15 protein-coding genes, 1 tRNA gene and 4 pseudogenes are annotated in these 20,449 nt (G+C 52.1%); 14 read left to right on the forward strand and 6 right to left on the reverse strand.

What is annotated here, in order from left to right:
• Positions 1 to 19 precede the first annotated feature (19 nt).
• The 5 genes and pseudogenes from DO97_RS00250 to glnA form a co-directional block, all read right to left on the reverse strand.
• Positions 20 to 382 carry a helix-turn-helix domain-containing protein gene (locus DO97_RS00250; protein ID WP_162182902.1) on the reverse strand — a complete coding sequence of 121 codons (363 nt, stop codon included), beginning with the start codon at positions 380 to 382 and terminating at the stop codon, positions 20 to 22.
• Positions 383 to 711: 329 nt separating this feature from the next.
• A pseudogene (gene ruvB / locus DO97_RS29960) lies at positions 712 to 1,870 on the reverse strand (Holliday junction branch migration DNA helicase RuvB).
• A gap of 118 nt (positions 1,871 to 1,988) precedes the next feature.
• Positions 1,989 to 2,471 (reverse strand): YbjN domain-containing protein, encoded by a 483-nt coding sequence (locus DO97_RS00260; RefSeq protein WP_036530162.1) that lies wholly within the window; start codon positions 2,469 to 2,471, stop codon positions 1,989 to 1,991.
• 166 nt (positions 2,472 to 2,637) lie between these two features.
• The gene (locus tag DO97_RS00265) at positions 2,638 to 3,531 is read right to left on the reverse strand and encodes a ferritin-like domain-containing protein (RefSeq protein ID WP_036530164.1); all 894 of its coding nucleotides are present in this window, start codon (positions 3,529 to 3,531) and stop codon (positions 2,638 to 2,640) included.
• 187 nt (positions 3,532 to 3,718) lie between these two features.
• Positions 3,719 to 5,137, reverse strand: coding sequence for a type I glutamate--ammonia ligase (gene glnA, locus DO97_RS00270; RefSeq protein WP_036530166.1), 1,419 nt, complete (start codon positions 5,135 to 5,137; stop codon positions 3,719 to 3,721).
• A gap of 538 nt (positions 5,138 to 5,675) precedes the next feature.
• Here glnA and apcB point away from each other — a divergent pair.
• From apcB to DO97_RS25580, 7 genes and pseudogenes are all read left to right on the forward strand, one after another.
• Positions 5,676 to 6,185, forward strand: a complete 510-nt coding sequence (gene apcB / locus DO97_RS00275) for an allophycocyanin subunit beta (protein ID WP_036530168.1) — start codon at positions 5,676 to 5,678, stop codon at positions 6,183 to 6,185.
• 230 nt (positions 6,186 to 6,415) lie between these two features.
• On the forward strand, positions 6,416 to 7,780 hold the full coding sequence (locus DO97_RS00280) for an NAD-dependent succinate-semialdehyde dehydrogenase (RefSeq protein ID WP_036530170.1): 1,365 nt from the start codon (positions 6,416 to 6,418) through the stop codon (positions 7,778 to 7,780).
• Between the two features lie 17 nt (positions 7,781 to 7,797).
• The gene (locus DO97_RS00285; protein ID WP_036530172.1) at positions 7,798 to 9,435 is read left to right on the forward strand and encodes an acetolactate synthase large subunit; all 1,638 of its coding nucleotides are present in this window, start codon (positions 7,798 to 7,800) and stop codon (positions 9,433 to 9,435) included.
• A gap of 35 nt (positions 9,436 to 9,470) precedes the next feature.
• Positions 9,471 to 9,989, forward strand: a complete 519-nt coding sequence (locus DO97_RS00290) for a DUF732 domain-containing protein (RefSeq protein ID WP_204368403.1) — start codon at positions 9,471 to 9,473, stop codon at positions 9,987 to 9,989.
• Between the two features lie 177 nt (positions 9,990 to 10,166).
• Positions 10,167 to 10,240, forward strand: a tRNA-Pro gene (locus tag DO97_RS00295).
• A gap of 54 nt (positions 10,241 to 10,294) precedes the next feature.
• Entirely contained in the window at positions 10,295 to 11,128 is an 834-nt protein-coding gene (locus tag DO97_RS00300; protein WP_036530177.1) for a class I SAM-dependent methyltransferase, read from the forward strand.
• Between the two features lie 88 nt (positions 11,129 to 11,216).
• Positions 11,217 to 11,393 (forward strand): annotated as a pseudogene (locus DO97_RS25580) (IS1 family transposase); the annotation flags it as partial.
• 329 nt (positions 11,394 to 11,722) lie between these two features.
• On the opposite strand, the gene DO97_RS27150 reads toward DO97_RS25580, so the two are convergent.
• Entirely contained in the window at positions 11,723 to 11,854 is a 132-nt protein-coding gene (locus tag DO97_RS27150) for a hypothetical protein (protein ID WP_275574903.1), read from the reverse strand.
• 23 nt (positions 11,855 to 11,877) lie between these two features.
• Here DO97_RS27150 and DO97_RS27155 point away from each other — a divergent pair, with 23 nt between their 5' ends.
• The 7 genes and pseudogenes from DO97_RS27155 (at position 11,878) to DO97_RS00330 (ending at position 20,290) form a co-directional block, all read left to right on the forward strand.
• The gene (locus tag DO97_RS27155) at positions 11,878 to 12,282 is read left to right on the forward strand and encodes a serine hydrolase (RefSeq protein ID WP_275574904.1); all 405 of its coding nucleotides are present in this window, start codon (positions 11,878 to 11,880) and stop codon (positions 12,280 to 12,282) included.
• A gap of 34 nt (positions 12,283 to 12,316) precedes the next feature.
• A complete protein-coding gene (locus tag DO97_RS20390) occupies positions 12,317 to 12,988 on the forward strand; it encodes a serine hydrolase (protein WP_052128189.1) in 672 nt (223 codons plus the stop codon).
• Positions 12,985 to 14,588, forward strand: a pseudogene (locus DO97_RS00310) (FAD-dependent oxidoreductase). Before DO97_RS20390 ends, DO97_RS00310 begins: the two are co-directional and overlap by 4 nt.
• Positions 14,589 to 14,878: 290 nt before the next feature.
• Positions 14,879 to 15,925: a CHAD domain-containing protein gene (locus DO97_RS00315; RefSeq protein WP_052128190.1), complete on the forward strand. Its 1,047-nt coding sequence runs from the start codon at positions 14,879 to 14,881 to the stop codon at positions 15,923 to 15,925.
• Between the two features lie 68 nt (positions 15,926 to 15,993).
• A pseudogene (locus tag DO97_RS00320) lies at positions 15,994 to 17,560 on the forward strand (pyruvate kinase).
• 716 nt (positions 17,561 to 18,276) lie between these two features.
• Positions 18,277 to 18,648 (forward strand): coiled-coil domain-containing protein, encoded by a 372-nt coding sequence (locus tag DO97_RS00325; RefSeq protein ID WP_239651321.1) that lies wholly within the window; start codon positions 18,277 to 18,279, stop codon positions 18,646 to 18,648.
• Between the two features lie 364 nt (positions 18,649 to 19,012).
• Entirely contained in the window at positions 19,013 to 20,290 is a 1,278-nt protein-coding gene (locus tag DO97_RS00330) for a pentapeptide repeat-containing protein (RefSeq protein WP_052128191.1), read from the forward strand.
• The last annotated feature ends 159 nt before the right edge of the window (positions 20,291 to 20,449 follow it).

A 20,449-nucleotide genomic window follows, 5' to 3' on the forward strand; every position in this document is an offset into this window, starting at 1 on the left:
AAATCGGGCTAGTTGGACTTCATCCGTTCCTTTCTTCGTGGGGTAGAGGCTTTTTTTTAAAGGTGAAACCGAGTTTCAGACGTACCATCCGATCCACAGTAGCTACTCCAATTAAGACCCCAGTTTTTTCGCGAAGTTGTTCCCGAAGCTCTGCTAACGTGGCATCGGGCTGCGTTTCGACCAGTTGCCTAAGGACTTCAAGTTGTTCCGCATTAAGTTTGGTCGGGGTCTGCTGAGTCCGAACTTTGGGGACGATGCTACCCTGTTCACGATAGTGTTTAAGTAAGGTTTGGATAAAACTTAAAGCGACTCCAAAGTTTTTTGCTAACTGGCGTTGTGAAATATTGCCGGTCTCATACGCATCAACAATTTTCTGACGCAAGTCTAGGGAGTAGGGTCTCATGTTGTCTATCAGTTACTATAAAGCATCTTCCTTGCAGTATACCTTACTAGACTGATAGGCGCTATACGTCCACAGGCAGCTTAGAGACTCCTAACATCCCACGGAGTACGTGTACAAGGAACTATAGTTCTGTACAACCAAGCCAAATTGGTTTTATGCAGCGATAGCTTCATGCTGTTGTGCAACCCCCTACCAATTGTCAAGGTTGAATACAATTCCCGAACTTTGCGCTGTTCACCAGGTTGCCAGGACGTGTTCGTTTGTCTCAATCGGTGGGCTGAAAAACCAATGCAACTATAGCTCGAAACCTAGGACAGGAGGGATAGCTGGGTATCGGGCGGCGAATAGCCGAGATGTTTCCAGGCCGCAGGGGTAGCAACTCGCCCCCTGGCCGTGCGCTGCAAGTAGCCAATCTGGAGCAGATAGGGTTCGTAGGCTTCTTCAATGGTTTGAGCTTCTTCTCCTGTCGCCGCAGCCAGGGTCTCTAGTCCCACAGGTCCCCCTCGGAAATTTTCAATCATCAAGGTTAAGAGGCGACGATCGGTCCAATCCAATCCGCAGGGATCGACGTTCAACAATTCTAAGGCTTCCCCCGCGATCGCCTGACTAATTGTTCCCAACTGTTTGACTTCGGTATAGTCCCGCACCCGCTTGAGTAGGCGGTTGGCAATCCGGGGAGTACCTCGGGCACGACGGGCAATTTCCGCCGCGCCGTCAGGGGTGATTGCCGTATGGAGGATCATGGCAGCTCGCTGGATAATCTGGGTGAGTTCATCCAGCTCGTAAAAGCGCAGGCGTTGAATCAGGCCAAAGCGATCGCGCAGGGGCGAGGTGAGGGAACCCATGCGGGTAGTGGCTCCCACCAGGGTAAACGGGGGGTAGGGAAATACTGCGGGTACGGGCACTCTGGCCCTTACCAATCGTAATCTCCAGGCGAAAATCCTCCATGGCCGGATAGAGAATTTCTTCCGTCACTCTCAGCAGCCGATGAATTTCATCAATGAACAGGATATCCCCTGGTTGCAAGTTCACCAACAACCCCACAATGTCACGGGGGCGTTCCAGGGAAGGAGCACTGGTAATTTTGCAGCCCACCCCCATCTCCGCGGCCAGGACGAGGGCAATCGTCGTTTTACCAAGACCGGGCGGCCCATATAGCAGCAGATGATCCAGGGCTTCTCCCCTGGCTTTTGCTGCCTGGATGGCAATCTGCAACAGCTCCTTTAAGTCCTTTTGCCCCACATATTCAGCTAACTGCTGCGGACGTAGACTCTCCTCTGGCTTGCCTACCTCCCCCGGTTCTGCTTGGGGCCGGAGGAGCGGCAAGTCCTCGGAGGCGGGCGATCGCCCCGGAGCTGACGGGTCAGTTGTTTGTCTGGTAATCGGGGACGTAGATTTTTGCCCAGATCGCTTTGGTCGGGCAGGGGGTTGATCTGAAGGCTGGGATTGAGACGAGATAATTGCCATAGCTGAGTCCTAGCATACCCGCAGGTTGCTCGACAATCCCAAAGCAGCCTCAAAATCCTCAATAAGAGGACTGTCACTGTGCCCTGTTAGTCGATCTCATTAGTCGATCTCAGAGGTACTATGCCTGAGAGAATTCGGCTTGGAGGTCATCATCGTTGTTGTCGGCGATCGAGGCCACAACGGTCACTGATCGGGAAATTTCACTTGGGGAGAGTTCTGCCAGCGTCCGGGAGGTTAAGACTACAACCTGGTCATCCAAGATGGCAAATCGGGCTTCAAAGGTGGCAGACCAGTTCATTTCTAGGAGTGCCCGCATCAACTGGGGCTCATTCTTGGCAGGTAGTTTCAGCACACTTGCCCAAACGGTAAAGGTGTCTTCATCCGTCAGCCCGGTGAGTTGGACAAAGACCTCCACACTGCCATAGTTAAACTTCCAAAGATAGCCGCCGTCACTGTGGCTAACCATGGCACTGCGGTCGCTATCCAGACTGGAAATGACGGTTTCAATGATCTCGATATGGTTCGGGGTAATCGACTCCAGCCAATCGCTAAATAAATCTACGTTGGCCGTTGTCTCAGTCGAGGGCGGTAAGGTCGTCATCGCGTTTATCCTCAAAGCATGTCAGGTGAGTCAGGCCACTGCTGCTGCATCCCCCACCCAGAGATCAGGCTGAGCAGGGTGCGCCAGCGATGGCCGGCGGCCGATCTTTAACCATCGCAACCAATAGCTTACTCCAAGCACTCCGACAATTTGAAGTCATACAGGTCTAGGCCGTGGCCTTCTGAGGTTTGGACTGCCGACTTAGCCCCCCTACAAACAGGGGAATTAATCGCTCCACAAATCCCTGGGGATCTCGCTGCCAAGCCCGTTGTATCACATCAACGCGAGTCTGCTGCAAGTCGAGGGACAGGAGACTTTGGGGAAGTCTCTCTATGACATACTGAGGCCGTTGCCATAGGGGTAAGGTATTGGCGACATCCAGGAGGGAACCGACCCGCCGCAATTCTGCTCCTAAGGTGATATCCAACCCAGACTCAAAGGCGGCCTGCTCAATGGCTGTGTATCTTTGCTTCGCCAGTTCCACTTTGCGGCGGTGCTCTGGGCTTTGGGCAGCCACTTTTGCCAGCCAGCGATTGCCCCAGCGCACATGGGCGGCTTCTTCGGGGAAAATTCCCTCAATCGTGGCCTGGATTTTAAGATTTTCTGGGGTTTGAGCCGCCTGCTTCAAGGCATGAATATGGGCGGAAAAATACTCACACCCCCGTTTTTCGGTGACATTGATGGCAGCCAGGGATGCAATGAGAAAATCATCGACATCTCGCTTCGGGTCTTGTCCTCGATCTAGCAACCGCTCAAACTCTTGAATGTAGGAAGCCCCCGGTGGTGTCCCCACACTGGCTCCTAAATCGACCAGTAGCTCGGTGAGCCACAGGGCATGACGAGCCTCATCCGCAATATGTCGAGACAGATCCCGCACCAGTTCTGGGGGCTGGCCGTCAAGCTGCTCCACGAGATCTGTCAGGTCTTTGCAGCTGCGTTGCTCACTGTAGCGGTAGCGATTCAGGGTAATTAAGTGCACCTCGCGATCGCGCACCACCTGCATCAAGATTTCTCGGGCACTCAGAGCATTCTGAAGTTTACGAGGGTAAGCGACAGTCATAATTATGTTTTTTTGTAAATTTGTTTTCCTGATCGTAACGCAAGAATGATGGAGCACCCTGGCTATCAGATAGAACGATTGGCGCGGGATGACCAGCCCCATTAAAAAAGGGTACAGATTAACCTGTACCCCTTTCAAATCAAAACTCCCCCAGCAATCATCAGAAATTGCTGCCCCTTAAGGAGGGTTAGACATCGTAGTAGAGAGCAAACTCATAGGGATGGGGACGTAACCGCATCGGGTTGACTTCGTTATCCAACTTGTAGGTGATCCAGGTATTAATCAAGTCGGGGGTAAACACGCCACCTGCGGTCAGAAATTCATGATCTTCCTCAAGGGCTTTGAGCGCCAACTCCAGGGATCCAGGAGTAGAAGGAACCAGCGCCAGTTCCTCAGGGGACAGATCGTAAATGTCCTTATCCAGCGGTTCACCGGGGTCAATTTGATTCTTAATGCCATCAATCCCGGCGCAGAGCATGGCCGCAAAAGCGAGATAGGGGTTGGAGGTGGCATCCGGGCAACGGAACTCCAGCCGCTTAGCCTTGGGATTACTGCCTGATAGGGGAATGCGGATGGAAGCTGAGCGGTTGCCTTGCGAGTAGGCGAGGTTCACGGGGGCTTCAAACCCTGGCACCAATCGTTTATAGGAGTTGGTGGTAGGGTTCGTAAAGGCAAGCAAAGCGGGTGCATGCTTTAACAAACCGCCAATGTACCAGAGAGCTGTCTGGCTGAGGTTGGCGTAGCCATCGCCCCAGAACAGGGGTTGGCCGTCCTGCCAAATGGATTGGTGGGTATGCATCCCGGAGCCGTTATCGTTAAATAGTGGCTTGGGCATGAAGGTGACCGTCTTGCCGTATTTTTTGGCGACGTTCTTAATGCAGTACTTATAGGTCATTAAGTAATCTGCTGCCTTCACCAGTTCAGCAAACCGGAAACCTAACTCACACTGTCCCCCAGTTGCCACTTCATGGTGGTGTTTTTCAATGGGAACTCCGCATTTGGCCATGGTGAGGAGCATCTCGGTGCGGATATCTTGCAAGGTATCCGTGGGCGGTACCGGAAAATAACCTTCTTTATAGCGAGGTTTATAGCCCAAGTTGCCCCCCACTTCTTCCCGGCCAGAGTTCCAACGACCCTCAACCGAGTCCACGTAGTAGTAACCTTTGTTTTCGGTCTGGTCGTAACGGACATCTTCAAAGATGAAAAACTCAGCTTCAGGGCCAATATAGGCTGTGTCCCCAATGCCCGTTGCTTTCAGATAGTCAACGGCCTTCTGGGCAATCACCCGTGGACAGCGAGCATAGGGTTCTCCGGTTCGGGGTTCCTGGATGCTACACAGAATGCTCAGGGTTGGCTCTTCCATGAAGGGATCTATCCAGACGGTTGTTGGGTCGAGCACCATGGCCATATCAGATTCATTAATGGCTTTCCAACCCCGAATACTGGAACCGTCGAAGGGTACGCCGTCTACAAAGCTGCTCTCGTCAATTTGGTCGTAGTATACGGTTAAGTGCTGCCAGGTTCCGGGCATATCGATAAATTTCAGGTCAATCATCTGAATGCCCTGATCTTTAATCATCTGCAAAATTTCTTGGGGGGTTGACATGCGTTACTCCTTAAGTTTCTGAGCAATCTCAACTCACAGTAAATGATGAGGTTTAACGAGGGGGCTGCCAAAGAGCCTCAGGACTGACAAAACGGAGACATCTGCTGTTTCAGAACTTTCAACCAAAGGTTTAGCAACTCTTACCCCCGTCGAAAGCACCACCACCGCTGGATTCCCTCTGCTCTTGACTAGATTGGCATCAAAATACGTCCATGCTTAGCGATCGCATGCCTCTCAGGAACCGACTACGTTTATACCTAGATCATCCTAGAGATAGAATTGACGAAAATATTGTATTATTTGCTACAAAAAATATGAGGGCTTCCGCTACTCGAATTTCTTCAGGGGAGAGCTTAACAAAGTCTAAAGATTAATTGCTGCCGTCCCGATGGGGCCTAGCCTGTTCAATGTTGGGGTCACACGCCATGGTAAACTTGACGCTAAACCTACGAAAGAACAATCTGATGCAATTCCTCGGGTGTGTAGGTAGCGCTTCAGAATCATAGTAAACCGTGATTAGGAATGATTGGGAGAGACCATGCGGGATGTAGTGACCGGCCTGATTGAGAACTATGACCTCAAAGGACAGTATTTAGATCGCAATGCTGTTGAGGCTCTGAAAGACTATTTTGGCAGCGGTGTGGCTCGGGTACAAGCGGCTGGTGTAGTGAATGCCAACGCAGCGGCGATTGTCAGACAAGCAGGATCGAAGTTGTTTGAGGAACTCCCGGAACTGATTCGTCCGGGTGGCAATGCCTATACAACTCGTCGCTTCGCAGCGTGCCTCCGGGATATGGACTATTATCTGCGCTATGCCAGCTATGCATTGGTGGCTGGCAGTATGGATGTTCTAGATGAGCGGGTTCTCCAGGGCCTGCGGGAAACCTATAACTCCCTAGGGGTTCCCATTGCCCCCACAGTTCGTGGAATTCAGATTATGAAAGACATGGTCAAAGATCTGGTAGCAGCTGCTGGAATTGAGGATGTCGCCTTTTTAGATCAACCCTTTGACTACATGACGCGGGAGTTTTCAGAGCAGGATCTCTAATCCCCTGGATGATGTAGAGCCTTGTCACCAGATCCGGGCTGTTTCGCAGTACCGATTTTCTGGTTGTAAAAATCAGAAAATTACGCCAAGGGGGTCTCTCTGTGAAGGGAGTCTCCCTTATATGTTTTAAAACCTGAAGACGGGCGATCGCCCTGGGTTACTTTCTCCTGAAATCTCTGCTAGATCCGGGAGCTGTGGGTTACGGTTGAGACAGTGGTATGGAATTGGCTATGGCGATCGCAACGATTAATCCGACGACGGGTGAACTGATTAAAACCTTTGCCGCACTGACCCCGGGGGAGATTGAACAGAAACTCGCCTTCGCCCAAGCAACCTTTGAGTCCTATCAGTGGGTTCCCTTCCCCCAGCGGGCTGCCTGGATGAACACCGCAGCCGAGATCTTGACAGCGCAACGGCAAGATCTCGGACGGCTGATCACCCTGGAAATGGGTAAAACCCTGACCTCGGCGATCGCCGAGGTGGAGAAATGTGCCTGGGTCTGTCGTTACTATGCAGAACATGCAGCTACTTTTTTGGCTGATGTTGCCGTGACCACGGATGCCCATCAGAGCTACGTGAAATACCAGCCCCTCGGGGCGATTCTGGCGGTCATGCCCTGGAATTTTCCCTTCTGGCAGGTGTTTCGCTTTGCTGCACCAGCACTGATGGCTGGGAATGTGGGCATCCTCAAACATGCCTCCAATGTGCCCCAGTGTGCCTTGGCGATCGCCGAGATTTTTCGCGAGGCAGGCTTTCCCGAGGGGGCGTTTCAAACCCTGCTCGTGGGAGCCGATCAAGTGGCGTCCCTGATCGCCGATGACCGCATTAAGGCGGCGACCCTGACGGGGAGTGAGCCTGCGGGCATGAGTTTGGCGGCAACTGCGGGGCATTATTTAAAGAAAACTGTTCTGGAGTTGGGCGGCAGTGACCCCTTGATTGTGCTGCCCAGTGCCGATCTAGAAACCGCTGTCACCGCTGCGGTGACGGCTCGGATGCTGAATAATGGTCAGTCTTGTATTGCGGCCAAGCGATTGATCGTGGTCGGGGAGATTGGGGACGTTTTTACCCAAAAGCTGATGGCTCAGTTGCAAGCCCTGAAGGTGGGAGATCCCCTGCTGCCGGAAACGGATCTGGGACCCTTGGCGACTCCCCAAATTTTGCACGAGTTAGACCAGCAGGTGCAACAGTCAGTGCAGCAGGGAGCCCGTCTGCTCCTGGGGGGACAGCCCCTCGATCGCCCCGGCAACTTTTATCCCCCCACCCTGCTGACAGATATTCCCCCAGGCAGTTTGGCTGATCTAGCAGAGTTTTTTGGGCCGGTGGCGCTGCTATTTCAGGTGGCGGATCTGGATCAGGCGATCGCCCTGGCCAATAAAACCAGCTTTGGATTGGGAGCCAGTGCCTGGACAACTGTCCCTGAAGAGCGCGATCTCCTGATTAACGAGTTGGTCTCTGGCTCGGTCTTTATAAATGGCCTGGTGAAGTCAGACCCGCGGCTGCCCTTTGGGGGGATCAAACGATCCGGCTACGGGCGGGAACTGGGTAGCCAGGGCATTCAAGAATTTGTCAATATCAAGACGATTTGGATTCGATAACGCGGCGAAGGAACCCTATGAACACTGCTGAATTACTGGTGCGCTGTCTCGAAAACGAAGGGGTGCGCTATATCTTCGGCCTCCCCGGTGAAGAAAACTTAGAGGTACTCGAAGCCCTGAGTCAGTCATCAATTCAGTTCATCACCACCCGGCACGAACAGGGCGCAGCCTTTATGGCGGATGTTTATGGGCGGCTCACCGGACAGGCAGGGGTATGTCTGTCCACCTTAGGGCCGGGAGCCACTAATTTAATGACCGGGGTGGCAGATGCCAATTTGGATGGGGCTCCCTTAGTGGCGATTACCGGGCAGGTGGGAACCGATCGCATGCACATTGAGTCCCATCAGTATCTCGATTTGGTGGCGATGTTTTCACCTGTTACCAAATGGAATGCCCAAATTGTCCGCCCCAGCATTACCCCAGAAATTGTCCGCCGCGCCTTTAAGCTGGCACAGTCTGAAAAGCCAGGAGCCGTTCACATTGATGTGCCGGAAAATATTGCAGCCATGGCAGCGGTGGGAGCCCCCCTGAGTAAGGGAGATCTGGAAAAAACCTACGCCTCGTTTCGCAGCATCCACCAGGCAGCGGAGCTGATTGCCCAAGCCGAACATCCCCTGATTCTGGCAGGGAACGGGGTGATTCGCTCCCACGCCAGTGTTGCCCTGACCCAGTTTGCCAGCGAGCTACAGATTCCGGTGGCCAATACCTTTATGGGCAAAGGAGCCATTCCCTACACCCATCCCCTAGCGCTGTGGGCCGTGGGGCTGCAACTGCGGGATTACATCAGCTGTGGGTTTGATCGCGCCGATCTGGTGATTGCGGTCGGCTATGACCTGATTGAATATTCCCCCAAGAAGTGGAACCCGGATGGTCAGATTCCCATTGTGCATATTGGGGCGATCGCCGCTGAAATTGACAGCAGTTATATTCCCAAAGCTGAGGTGGTGGGGGATATTTCTGATTCCCTCCACGAAATCTTGCAACGTGCCGATCGCCGGGACAAACCGATCCCTGCCTCCCTGAGTTTGCGAGATAACATTCGCGCTGACTACGAACAGTATGCCCAGGATCAAGGGTTTCCGGTAAAGCCACAAAAGCTGATCTACGATCTGCGCCAGGTGATGGGAGCTGCCGATATTGTAATCAGCGATGTCGGTGCCCACAAAATGTGGATGGCGCGTCACTACCACTGTGAGCGTCCCAATACCTGCATCATTTCCAACGGCTTTGCCGCCATGGGCATTGCCATTCCAGGAGCCCTCGCCGCCAAGTTAGTTCACCCCGACCGACATGTTGTGGCCGTCACCGGGGATGGGGGGTTTATGATGAACTTCCAAGAGCTAGAAACCGCCCTGCGGGTGGGCACCCCTTTTGTCACTTTAATCTTTAATGACGGCGGCTACGGTTTGATTGAATGGAAGCAGCATAACCACTTTGGCCGCTCGGCCTTTGTCAAATTTAGCAACCCAGATTTTGTCAAACTAGCGGAAAGTATGGGCTTAAAAGGCTATCGGATTGAGTCCAGTGCCGATCTGATCCCAACCTTAAAACTTGCCCTGGCTCAATCCGTACCTGCGGTGATTGACTGCCCCGTAGATTACCGGGAAAATCTCCGCTTTACCCAAAAAGTAGGAGATTTAAATTGCGTGATTTAGTGCTACAACCAGGGGGTGAATTGCCCTCTCAACCTATGCGAGTCTCTCTCTGGAAAGTAGTCCTGGCCATTTCGATGCTCCTGGGCGCTGCCCCTGTTGCCATCCCAGCGGTTGCCCAGTCATCCGATTCTCCGTGTTTCATCCGTGATAGTTCGGGTCGGCTGATCGATTTGTCCCAATCTGTCTGTGGTTATAGCCGCCCTCAGCCGGTAACCAGTCCCCTATCACCCCCTGTAGGCAGTACGCTGCCGCCACCGAGTCAGCCGATGGCTCCAGAGGCAGCGGGGAATCTAGATGATCGCTTTTGGGAAACCTTCTCCAGTGCTATCAATGACCCCCAAGTCCTGAATACGGTACAAATTGTGGGACGCAGCGGCACGATCAGTCTGGGGCAAGAAGTTTGCCAAACCTTGGCTGCGGGCGGTACCCTGCCTGATCCGGAGCAAAAATCCCAGGAAAGTCGGTATCCAGCGGCTTACTTCGCTGCGATTAATACGGCAGCGGTGAACACCTACTGTCCGCAGTACAAACCGAAGCCAAGTCCATCGATTTAAGGCGATCGCCCGAGGCGACGGCTCAGGGGTTGCGACTTAGTGAGATTGCGACCTAGTGAGACTTTTCTCGGGACGAGAGGACGCCCCTGGAGCAAATCATTTGCTAAGATGTGTAAGCTAGCTGAAAAATGCGTCGTTCTGTGGGCTGCACAGTTGCAGAACCCAGCATTACAGCAACGGGATGTAGCGCAGCTTGGTAGCGCGCCTGCTTTGGGAGCAGGATGCCGCAGGTTCAAATCCTGTCATCCCGATTCTTAAAACCTATGGAATACGGTTGCCGTACCTCAGGGATAGGGATGTCATCCATGATCAGCAAGGAAGAGGCAAACACGACAACCGCAAAAGTTTTTAATGCCGCATCGGATTATTTTGATGCGCCAGCGTTATCTTTCTGGAGTCGCTTTGGGCAACAAACCATTGATCGGTTGTCTCTGCATTCCGGCCATCGCGTTTTGGATGTTTGTTGTGGCACGGGTGCTTCAGCGATTCCCGCCGCAGTCTGTGTCGGTTCCACAGGGCAGGTGCTGGGGGTAGATCTGGCCGAATCCTTACTGGAACTAGGGCGTCAGAAGTCCCGACAGCAGGGCCTGAAAAATATCGAGTTTCGCCACGGGGATTTTGAACATCTCGGCCTCCCCAGGGAAAGCTTTGATGCCATTGTGTGTGTGTTCGGGATTTTCTTTGTTCCTGATATGGTGGCAGCGGTTCGCGAACTGTGGCGCATGGTTCGTCCGGGGGGAAAACTCGCCATTACCTCCTGGGGAGCAAAGGTCTTTGAACCAGCAAATCAACGGTTCTGGGAAATCCTTGAAACTGAACGCCCGGACTTGGTGAAGAAATTGACACCCTGGGATCGAATTCGTGATCGGGCCTCGCTGCAAGCACTTCTAGAATCAGGGGGAGCGACCCAGGTCAAGGTTTTTGCAGAGTCCAGCATTCATGAACTGGCTGCGCCGGAAGATTGGTGGACCATGGTTTTGGGTGGGGGACTCAGAGGCACAATCGACCAACTTGATCCGGCAGCTCGGGAACGGGTTCGACAGGCAAACCTTCAATTTCTCCTGACGAATCAAGTGCAGTCTCTGGAGGTGGATGTCTTGTATGCGATCGCGCAGAAATCCCACCCCCGACAGAGGTAAGCGATGGCTAAGTTGACGAAGGTACGGTGCTGACTGGCGGTGAAAGATCAAGCCATTTTCCCCCTTGAAGATGGCGATTCAATTTAATCAATATAAGTTTGGCAAAGTATGGGAGCAAACCAAAGTGACGACTCGGTTAGTCGTGAGTTATTTCAACTGGATCGGGCCGCATAGTCGATTGAAGACAACGGCAGCTCAACGAGCAGGAATAACGCTAAAGCCTTGGACTTGGCATGATCTAATCACTTCTCCCACCATTGTTTAACGCACTACCGAAGCGATCTCCAAGCACCTATATTGTTTGTGCTCTGATGGTTTCGACAAAATTAATTGCTCCTTCCCTACATGAAATGGCCGAGAAGCAGCTATAACTATCACAGTGTGAGAAATCTGTCACGATTCGTATAGGCAGTGTGAGGAGAACGGAGTGACTCAGAAGTTTGCAGCCCGCTCTAATGCGTCCAGAACGGTAGCAAGGGTTAAAAAGAGGGCATCTGATGAAAATGACAAGGCTCGTCCGTCGAAGGGACAGCGCCGCTCAGAAAGTGATCTGGCGACGGAGGAGGGGCAACGCCAACGCCCCTCTCAGAGTCGTCAGCGTCGCCAACGTTCCCGCTCCGGGACATCGGGCAAACCGTCAGCTCCTGATTTCTCCCTCCCGGTTTCAGATCCCCGGATGGAGCGGCTGCCCAACGCCCCACAGGTAGCAGGGGAAGCCAGTGCCATCGTGACAACAACGGGACTGCGCGGTGGTCGTAAGCGCCCAGGGTCTCTCCGTTTTACATGGTGTTCGGTTGTTGATTCTGGGGGTCGGTCTGGGGGCGATCGCAGGAACTGGTTTGGCGATCTGGAACCCGACGAACTACCGCATGGGGATCGGGCCACGGGTCAACCAACGACTAGAATTAGCAGCTGCCCCCACCCCACCCCTTACCCCTGCCATCCCCAGTCAGGCTCTGCAATCCACTCAAGAAATGCTGCCCTTGAAGCAACAAGTGCTGACCTTGGCAGCTCGGAATCCGGGGTTGACCCTGGGGGTATTTCTCGAAGACCTCGATAGCGGTGCTTACCTGGATATCAATGGCACGAAGCCCTTTGCCACGGCCAGCATGATCAAAGTTCCAGTGCTGGTGGCAGTTTTTTCAGGATGTTGATGCGGGCAAAATTCGCCTAGACGAGCTGCTCACCATGCGAAAGGATCTGGTGGTTTCCGAATCGGGCACCATGCAGTATCAACCCGTTGGGACTAAATTCACAGCCCTAGAAACGGCGACCAATATGATTGTCATTAGCGACAATACGGCCACCAATATGCTGATTGATCGCTTGGGTGGGGCACAACAACTCAACCAGCGCTTCCTGAACTGGGGTTTGAGCCATACCCAAATTCACCACTTTTTGCCAGATTTAGCCGGAACCAATGTGACGACACCCCACGATCTGGCCAACCTCATGGCGCTGATCAGTCAGGGGAAGCTCGTCTCGATGAAATCCCGCGATCGCCTATTGTCTATTATGCGCCAAACCGTTACCAACACCCTCTTACCCCAAGGGTTAGGAGCCGGGGCAACCATTGCTCACAAAACGGGAGATATTGGTGCCATGGTTGGAGATGTGGGCCTAATTGATATGCCCAACGGCAAGCGCTATGTTGCCGTGGCTATGGTGAAACGTCCCTTCAATGACCCCCGTGCCCAAGAACTGATTCGCCAAACCTCGCGAGTAGCTTATCGCTACCTCCTGAAACCAGCGTCTACTCCCACCGTGGTTCAACCGACCAGTGCTGCTCCCGAGGCGACGATTCCCAGTGCTGTGGTCACCCCCACCCCAGCCTCTGGGACGACTGCAACTGAACCATGAGCCTCACAGAACAGATCCTCACCGCCCTCCCCGGTGATGCCTGGGGTGGGTTGCGGCGGGTCGATCAGCGTTGGCAATCCCTCAAAACAGGGGCACTGCCCTTTCCAGAGGTGGTGCAGGAGGATGTGGTGTCCCTAGGCAGTCCTGACTGGGATGTGGTGATCTGTGGGGGGACTCTGGGGATTCTGATGGGTTGTGCCCTCAGCCGTCGTGGCTGGCGGGTAACGGTGCTAGAACAGGGGATGCTGCGGGGCAGGGATCAGGAGTGGAATATTTCCCGCCAAGAATTGGAGACATTTCTAGACTTAGAGCTATTAACCTCGGCGGAGTTGGAGCAGGCGATCGCCACTGAATTTAATCCAGTACGGGTGCAATTTGCGGGTACGCCAGCGGTTTGGGTTCGCGATGTCCTCAATATTGGCATTGACCCGGGTTTTTTTATTGGCAACGCTGCGGCAGCGATTTCTAGCAGATGGGGGACAATTATGCGAACAGACGGCGTTTACATCAGCCACGGTTTATGGCGATGGGGTGAGGGTTGCCGCCCGTAGCCAAGGAACGGAGATCCACCTAACAACCCGCTTACTCATTGATGCCATGGGTCACGGATCGCCCCTGGTACAGCAGGCTCGCCGAGGGCAACGACCCGACAGTGTGTGCTTGGTGGTGGGGAGTTGTGCCCAAGGGTTTCCCCCCAACCTGACCGGGGATCTAATGGTCTCGCTGACACCGTTACAAAATCAATGCCAGTACTTTTGGGAAGCCTTCCCCGCCAGGGAAGGTCGTACCACCTACCTCTTCACCTATGTGGATGTTGATCCTGCACGTCCCAGTTTGGAGCAATTGTTTGCTGAGTATCTGCGGCTGCTGCCGGCCTATCAGGGCATCGAACTAGCCCAAGTGCAATTCAAACGGGCGCTATATGGATTTTTCCCCTGCTATCAACAGAGTCCCCTCCAGTTGCCCTGGAACCGGATGTTGCCCGTGGGAGATAGTAGTGGCAGTCAGTCGCCCCTTAGCTTCGGGGGTTTTGGAGCCATGGTGCGCCACCTAGGGCGACTGTCAACGGGAATTGATCAGGCATTGCGACAGGAATGTCTCCAGCGCGATCACTTGGCACTGTTGCAGCCCTATCAACCGAGTTTATCAGTCACTTGGTTGTTTCAACGGGCGATGAGTGCCCGTGTGGAACAGTCCCTGGCCCCTGATCAGATAAATCAGTTACTCGGGGCTGTGTTTCAGAGCATGGCTCAATTCGGGGGATCCGGTGTTGCGCCCCTTCCTTCAGGATGTGGTGCAGTTTCCCGCCCTTTCCCAGTCGTTGCTGATCACAGCCCTTCACCATCCCGTACTGGTTGCCAAAGTCCTTCCCCAGGTAGGGGTTCCAGCTTTACTCAACTGGATGGCTCACTATATCAATCTGGGAACCTACACCCTCCTATCCCAGCTGACTCCTCTACTGACTCCGTGGATCAATTCCCTCAATGGCAGCCAGCAATACGCTTGGCAGCGTCGCCTAGAAGCCTGGAACTACGGCAGTGGTCAAGATACTCCAGTAACATGGCTGATTCCCCAGCCGCCCAACACGGGTACTAACTAACACGAATCGTGGGCTTTGATCAAAGGAATCCATCGATTCAAGAATAACGTTCCACAGGTGCTGAAGATAGGGAATCAAGAACGGCTGGAGGCATTCGATCATTAAGAGATATTTTTGGCTTGGGATGGATCAAATGGACGATCTGCTGGAGCATCTGTGGCTTCCAAGTCTTGACGCTCTTCTCTTTGGTAAGGAGCAGGATTTCTGGAATATGAGACAATATAATCAATGAGCTGAACCTCCAAAGCAGATTGATGTATCCTTGAACCAATCATGCAAGGTAATGTTGTATGAAGACTCAGCCATTAGACCTCTCCATCAAGCTGGGTGATTACGGATATCAAATCATTCGTGAAAACTTCCAGAGGTTTGTCGATCAAGAAGCAGCTGTTTTAAAAGATAAAGATCCTGAACCCCTGCATCAGATGCGTGTGGGGATGCGACGGTTGAGAACAGCGGTTCAAGTATTTAGCACCGCGATCGCATTACCAAAGGTGGTGAGCGATGGATCGATTGGGAAAATTGCCAAGAGATTGGGGAAAACCCGAGACTTAGATGTATTGCAATACGAGTTGGTAACTCACTATCAACCTTTGTTGCAAAGGCCAGAACGGTCAAATTTTGATGAGGTTTTGAAGCATTTGCAACAAACCCGTGGGGAAAGCTTTCTGCATTTGCAGGAAACCCTGAATGGCGATCGCTATCATAAATTAAAGCAAGCCATCCAAGTTTGGATCGACCAGCCGACCTTTACTCTGATGGGGGCTTTATCCGTCCGAGAAATTTTGCCCGATCTGCTGCTGCCATTAATCTGCCAACTCTTTCTCCATCCAGGGTGGTTAGTGGGAACAACTATTCAGGCGGGGAAGGTGACGCTATTATCGATTGAAAATTCTGCGGAGTTAAATCTGCAATTGGAGCAATTTTCTGACGTTCTTCATGACCTGCGGAAGCAAATGAAGGGCGTTCGCTACCAGGCAGAGTTCTTTTCAGATTTTTATGAAGCCTCCTACCTGCAACGAATTGAGGAATTTAGGACTATCCAGGATGTTCTAGGTCAGCTTCAAGATCATGAAGTCTTGCTTCAGTTTTTAGCATCTACCTTGAAGGGGGATTTATCAACAGTGTTGCCCACCGTCAACCAGATCCTGCAACAGCAACAAGCCACATTTTGGCAAACCTGGCAACCGCTCCAACAGCATTATCTCTGTTCAGACGTTCGTCAATCCTTGCGATCGCTGCTCACCACACCCCGGCAATTAACACCAGCATCTTCCCAAACAGGTAAAAGAGCCGCAAAAACAGCAAAACAGCTGCATAAAACCGTTGAAATCTGAAAAAAACTCTGGAATCTTGAAACCGATTGATCAAATCCGGAGAGCACATCGATTCAGGAGTTTTTTACATGATTAGTCAAATTTTAGACACCAGTGACGCACCGATTGATCTATCCAGTCCCCAGGTCTTGCTATCGACGCTGCAAAGCCTGCGCCAAACTGTGGAAACTGAAGGAGCAGCTACCTTTAACCAGTGGCGATCGCAGATTCAGCGGCCTGAGTTTCTTTCTAGTGCCCTGAATCTAGCTCAATATCTTGCCTTACGTCGCCATGACCTTCGCGATCTGCAAGCCGCACTCATGCCTTGGGGCTTATCCTCATTGGGGCGAATTGAAGCCCGAGTCATGCCTAATCTTGAGGCCGTTATTGCCACCCTGGCCGTCATTTGCGGCCAAGCCACTACTGAGCAGCTCCACCGCCCCCCGATCGCATCTTTTTTTGAGGGCAATCGTTTACTACGGCAGCACACCGAGGAATTATTTGGCCCCACCCTCTCCCATCGTCGGGTCAGAATTATGGTCACCTTACCCACGGAGGCTGCCACTGACTATGGGTTAGTGCGAGAAATTGTCCGACGGGGGGTCAAACTGCGTCCGCATCAACTGCGCCCACGATGATCCAGAGACCTGGAAGTGCATGATTGACCATATTCGTCGAGCAGAGCAGGAGAACGGCACGAGTTGTAAAGTCATGATGGATTTAGCAGGCCCTAAAATCCGCACCGGATCAGTCCTTGCCCCCCTTAATAAAACCCGGGTGTTTCGAGGAGATCATATCCTGCTGTCGCGGTGCAAGTCTGAACTCGGCAATGAAATTGTGTCAGATGAGGCCATCCCATCCCCTGTAGACAACTTTCAAACGTGCTGTACGGTTCCTGAAATTCTCGATTTACTTGTTGTTGACACACCGGTTTATATTGATGATGGCAAGATTCGGACACGGGTGGTTGACACCCAATACCCCTTGCCCGATGGGCAACTCGGACTGTTATTACAAGTCACCCATGCCAGCCCCAAGGGGATCAAACTGCGGCCCGAAAAGGGGTTAAATTTTCCCAACACAATTTTGCCACTCAACCCACTCACCGCGAAAGATTTATCGGATCTGGATTTTGTTGCCGCTCATGCAGAGATTATTGGTTACTCTTTTGTACAGCGACCTGCCGATATGGAGCTACTTCAACAAGAATTGGATCAGCGCTCTGGGGAACGGCGATCTCGACCTGCAATCGTGGCCAAAATTGAAACCGCGATCGCGGTTAGTAATCTCCCAGAATTAATTATTTATGCAGCAGGTAAACAATCCTTTGGTGTCATGATTGCCAGAGGCGACTTAGCCGTTGAAATTGGATATCAACGGTTGACAGAGATTCAGGAAGAAATTCTCTGGCTTTGCGAAGCAGCGCATGTTCCTGTGATCTGGGCAACGCAAGTGCTAGAAAGTCTGGTCAAGAATGGAGCCCCTTCCCGTGGAGAGATGACAGATGCCGCCATGGCTGAACGGGCTGAGTGTGTGATGTTAAACAAAGGACCATTTATTGCCGAAGCCATCACCATTTTGGATGATGTCCTAACTCGCATGGAAGCCCACCAGATGAAAAAAACACCCCAGCTCCGAGCATTACACTCCTGGTAGATCACCTCTTTCGGGAGCGACAAAATAGCAATTCCCCAATGAATTAGTTACAGCTCCTTGGTTAGAATTTAGAAGCCAGTATCCCAAAACTCTTCTGGATTCAGATGCTTGGATGCTTAAGTCAGAATGTACCGCATGTGAGGAAGAACTGCTATGGGCAGATCCTTGACGAACTGCATCCTGATTGCTCATCAGTATTTTGGTGGCTATATAACGACGCTAGTTGAGTGGGTGGCTCAACCCTTATACAAATTCTTATGCCTGTAGTTACGTGATAAATTAATGTATTCGTCATTGTTTTCCTTGTAGTATTTGTAGCATGGGATTGTCCAACAAGTTTGTTCTATCCCTATATTTTCGGCTTAATACCGGGATAAAATAAATTAGCAGTCAGTATGGCTAAAAATGCCCAAAGGAAATCCCAGCCCTAAAATCACAGCGTTGTTCATCGCGCGTCAGTTTAAACGGCTTGATGCTGACGACATTCCTTTAGCTAAAAAAGTGTGTGCAAGTTCGATTGTCGCAAGATGTGGACGTAGTAGTTCGATCACTACCCAACATGAGTGTATGGCTCCGAAAGGTAATCGGTGAGGCTGCTAGGCGGGAGCTGATGGCTGATGCAAATGAACCAGCGATGGTCAAAGACCGCTCTCCGAACATCGCATCTCCCCAGTCGCAGAAACCAACCCGTGACCCTAAGAAGAGAGGTGATGCAAATGCAGGCCGTTGATTCAGAGGCGAGAGAGATCCGTGATTTGTTAGTAAAGGTAGACAGCAAGCTAGATGGCTTACAGTCTGGTCTGCAAGCTCTAGACAAGAAAGTAGATGTCTATATCGCTCGTACTGATGAGCGTTTTAATAGTATCGACAATCGGTTTAAATCTCTTGACACCCAAATAGCAGATCTTAAGAAGAGTACAGAGACTCAAATAGCAGATCTTAAGAAGAGTACAGAGACTCAATTTGCTGATATCAAAGTGCAGTTAAGGGCACAAGATACCCGACTGTGGGGGTTTGTTGTCACGCTCTCTCTAGCCGTTATTGGCTTTTTATCAAAGCTGGCATTCTTCCCATCTGGAAGGATTTAGCTGTTTACCCGGATTAGTACCCGGATGTGTTGCTGAAAGCTTTTTGGGTACCTTCAAAACCGAGTTGATCGATCCCATGACGTTCTCTGCCAGAGCCATTGCCCGAACCGTCCTAGCGGAGTAGATTCAGGTGTCTTACAACCGATAACGAATCTACTCGACGATTGGATGATTTTGCCCAGTCCAGTTTGAGGGGAATGAGTAGCTTATGCTAGATCATCAGATAGTAGCTTAATTTACCTAGCCACTTTTTTGAGACAAGGTCAATGGTCAAAGACTGCTCTCCGAGCATCGCTAAGTTGATCACCTTTCTCATCAGAGAAACTAACTAAAGTGAGCTGTAGTGTATTCCTGGAGACCGCCTATGCCCCTTGATACCAATGCCCCTCCCCCGCAAGGGGATGTCCCCCCATCCGGTTTGCCCCCCGTTGTCAGCAATAACAGCCTCGCAACCGTAACCGCGATCCCAGCCAGCGGGCTAGACTTACCCCGCCCTGCTGAGACTGCAGGATCTTTACCCTTGGTGGGATTAACAACTTGGCGACCCACAGCTTCCTTGATGATTGTCATTGCCTCGTTGGTGTTGCTGTTGGGGCTGGTGTTAGATAACCAATGGGTGATCGGCGCTGGGATGTTGGTGAATCTGTTGGTCGCCCTCAAAGTGCTGTGGCGCCCCCTTGTCTGGGTATTCATCGCCATGGTGACCCAGCAGCAGAACACGATTCCCGTAGCAATTGTGGGTGTCTTGTTGTCATTCGTCGGTTACCAGCATTTCAGGGGGCACTTGCAATGGCTGGGTCAGCAATATACCGAGCTGAACTGGGATGCCATTGGGGCCATTGGCGAGGGCATTATTGGGGCGGTCGGCCAGATCTTGATTGCTTTGCTGGCACTGTGGGTGGCTTGGCGACAGTACATCATTGAGAAAGAGCTTACGACCCAACAGAACCGTATTACCCAGCAGCAGACGATTGATACCTACTTTCAGGGCATCTCTGACCTAGTGATGGATGATGAAGGACTGCTAGAGGATTGGCCGCTGGAACGGGCGATCGCAGAGGGACGCACCGCTGCGATTCTCAGTAGTGTGGATGGCAATGGCAAGGCTAAAATTCTCCGATTTCTCTCCCACTCCCGACTCCTCACCCCCCTGAAGCGCGATCGCCGATTGGGTCGCCCAATTCTGGATGGAACCGGGGGCTATGCCGAAGACCGATTGCATGGCATTCGGGTGATTGATTTGCGAGTCATGTTGGCCAAGGCAGATCTGTCTTACAACGATTTACGCTGGACCGATCTCAGTGACTCCAATCTGATAGAAGCCAATCTCAATCAGTGTGATCTAGTGAAAGCCAATTTAGCCCGTACCATTCTCTTTAACGCCAGTTTGCAGGGAACTGATCTAGAGGGTGCCCGACTTTTTTATGGCAACCTGAAGGAGGCTAGCCCCCGCAGCCGCACCCACCCACCAGACTATGAAACCGGAGCTTACACAGGGGCGGTTGTGGAAAATGCAGACTTCACCAGCGTCCGGAAGATGTCTGAAGAGCAACGCTATTACTGCTGTGCCTGGGGTGGTTCCAAGACTCGTAGCACCATCCCAGGGGGGTGTGAAGGCATCCCCAACCAACTGGGTCGTTAGGTCTGGCAAGCAGGACATTCCCAGGCTCCACTATTGGCTGTGCTTATCGACTGATTCGATGATAAAAACCCCAGGCTGGCTCCAGACCCACAGTTAAAAAGTCAGGCGAGGACTCAATCTAGCTGAACACAACGAAGTCACGGTAGGACACAATCACTA

This window comes from Neosynechococcus sphagnicola sy1 (assembly GCF_000775285.1).
Taxonomy (GTDB): Bacteria; Cyanobacteriota; Cyanobacteriia; order Neosynechococcales; family Neosynechococcaceae; genus Neosynechococcus; species Neosynechococcus sphagnicola.

Excerpts from the sequence above, each read along its gene's own strand:
- DO97_RS00260 (WP_036530162.1), bottom strand. The coding sequence starts at position 2,471 with ATGACGACCTTACCGCCCTCGACTGAGACAACGGCCAACGTAGATTTA.
- DO97_RS00265 (WP_036530164.1), bottom strand. The coding sequence starts at position 3,531 with ATGACTGTCGCTTACCCTCGTAAACTTCAGAATGCTCTGAGTGCCCGA.
- glnA (WP_036530166.1), bottom strand. The coding sequence starts at position 5,137 with ATGTCAACCCCCCAAGAAATTTTGCAGATGATTAAAGATCAGGGCATT.
- apcB (WP_036530168.1), top strand. The coding sequence starts at position 5,676 with ATGCGGGATGTAGTGACCGGCCTGATTGAGAACTATGACCTCAAAGGA.
- DO97_RS00280 (WP_036530170.1), top strand. The coding sequence starts at position 6,416 with ATGGCGATCGCAACGATTAATCCGACGACGGGTGAACTGATTAAAACC.
- DO97_RS00285 (WP_036530172.1), top strand. The coding sequence starts at position 7,798 with ATGAACACTGCTGAATTACTGGTGCGCTGTCTCGAAAACGAAGGGGTG.
- DO97_RS00290 (WP_204368403.1), top strand. The coding sequence starts at position 9,471 with ATGCGAGTCTCTCTCTGGAAAGTAGTCCTGGCCATTTCGATGCTCCTG.
- DO97_RS00300 (WP_036530177.1), top strand. The coding sequence starts at position 10,295 with ATGATCAGCAAGGAAGAGGCAAACACGACAACCGCAAAAGTTTTTAAT.
- DO97_RS27150 (WP_275574903.1), bottom strand. The coding sequence starts at position 11,854 with ATGGCACTGGCTTCCCCTGCTACCTGTGGGGCGTTGGGCAGCCGCTCC.
- DO97_RS20390 (WP_052128189.1), top strand. The coding sequence starts at position 12,317 with ATGCGAAAGGATCTGGTGGTTTCCGAATCGGGCACCATGCAGTATCAA.
- DO97_RS00315 (WP_052128190.1), top strand. The coding sequence starts at position 14,879 with ATGAAGACTCAGCCATTAGACCTCTCCATCAAGCTGGGTGATTACGGA.
- DO97_RS00325 (WP_239651321.1), top strand. The coding sequence starts at position 18,277 with ATGCAGGCCGTTGATTCAGAGGCGAGAGAGATCCGTGATTTGTTAGTA.
- DO97_RS00330 (WP_052128191.1), top strand. The coding sequence starts at position 19,013 with ATGCCCCTTGATACCAATGCCCCTCCCCCGCAAGGGGATGTCCCCCCA.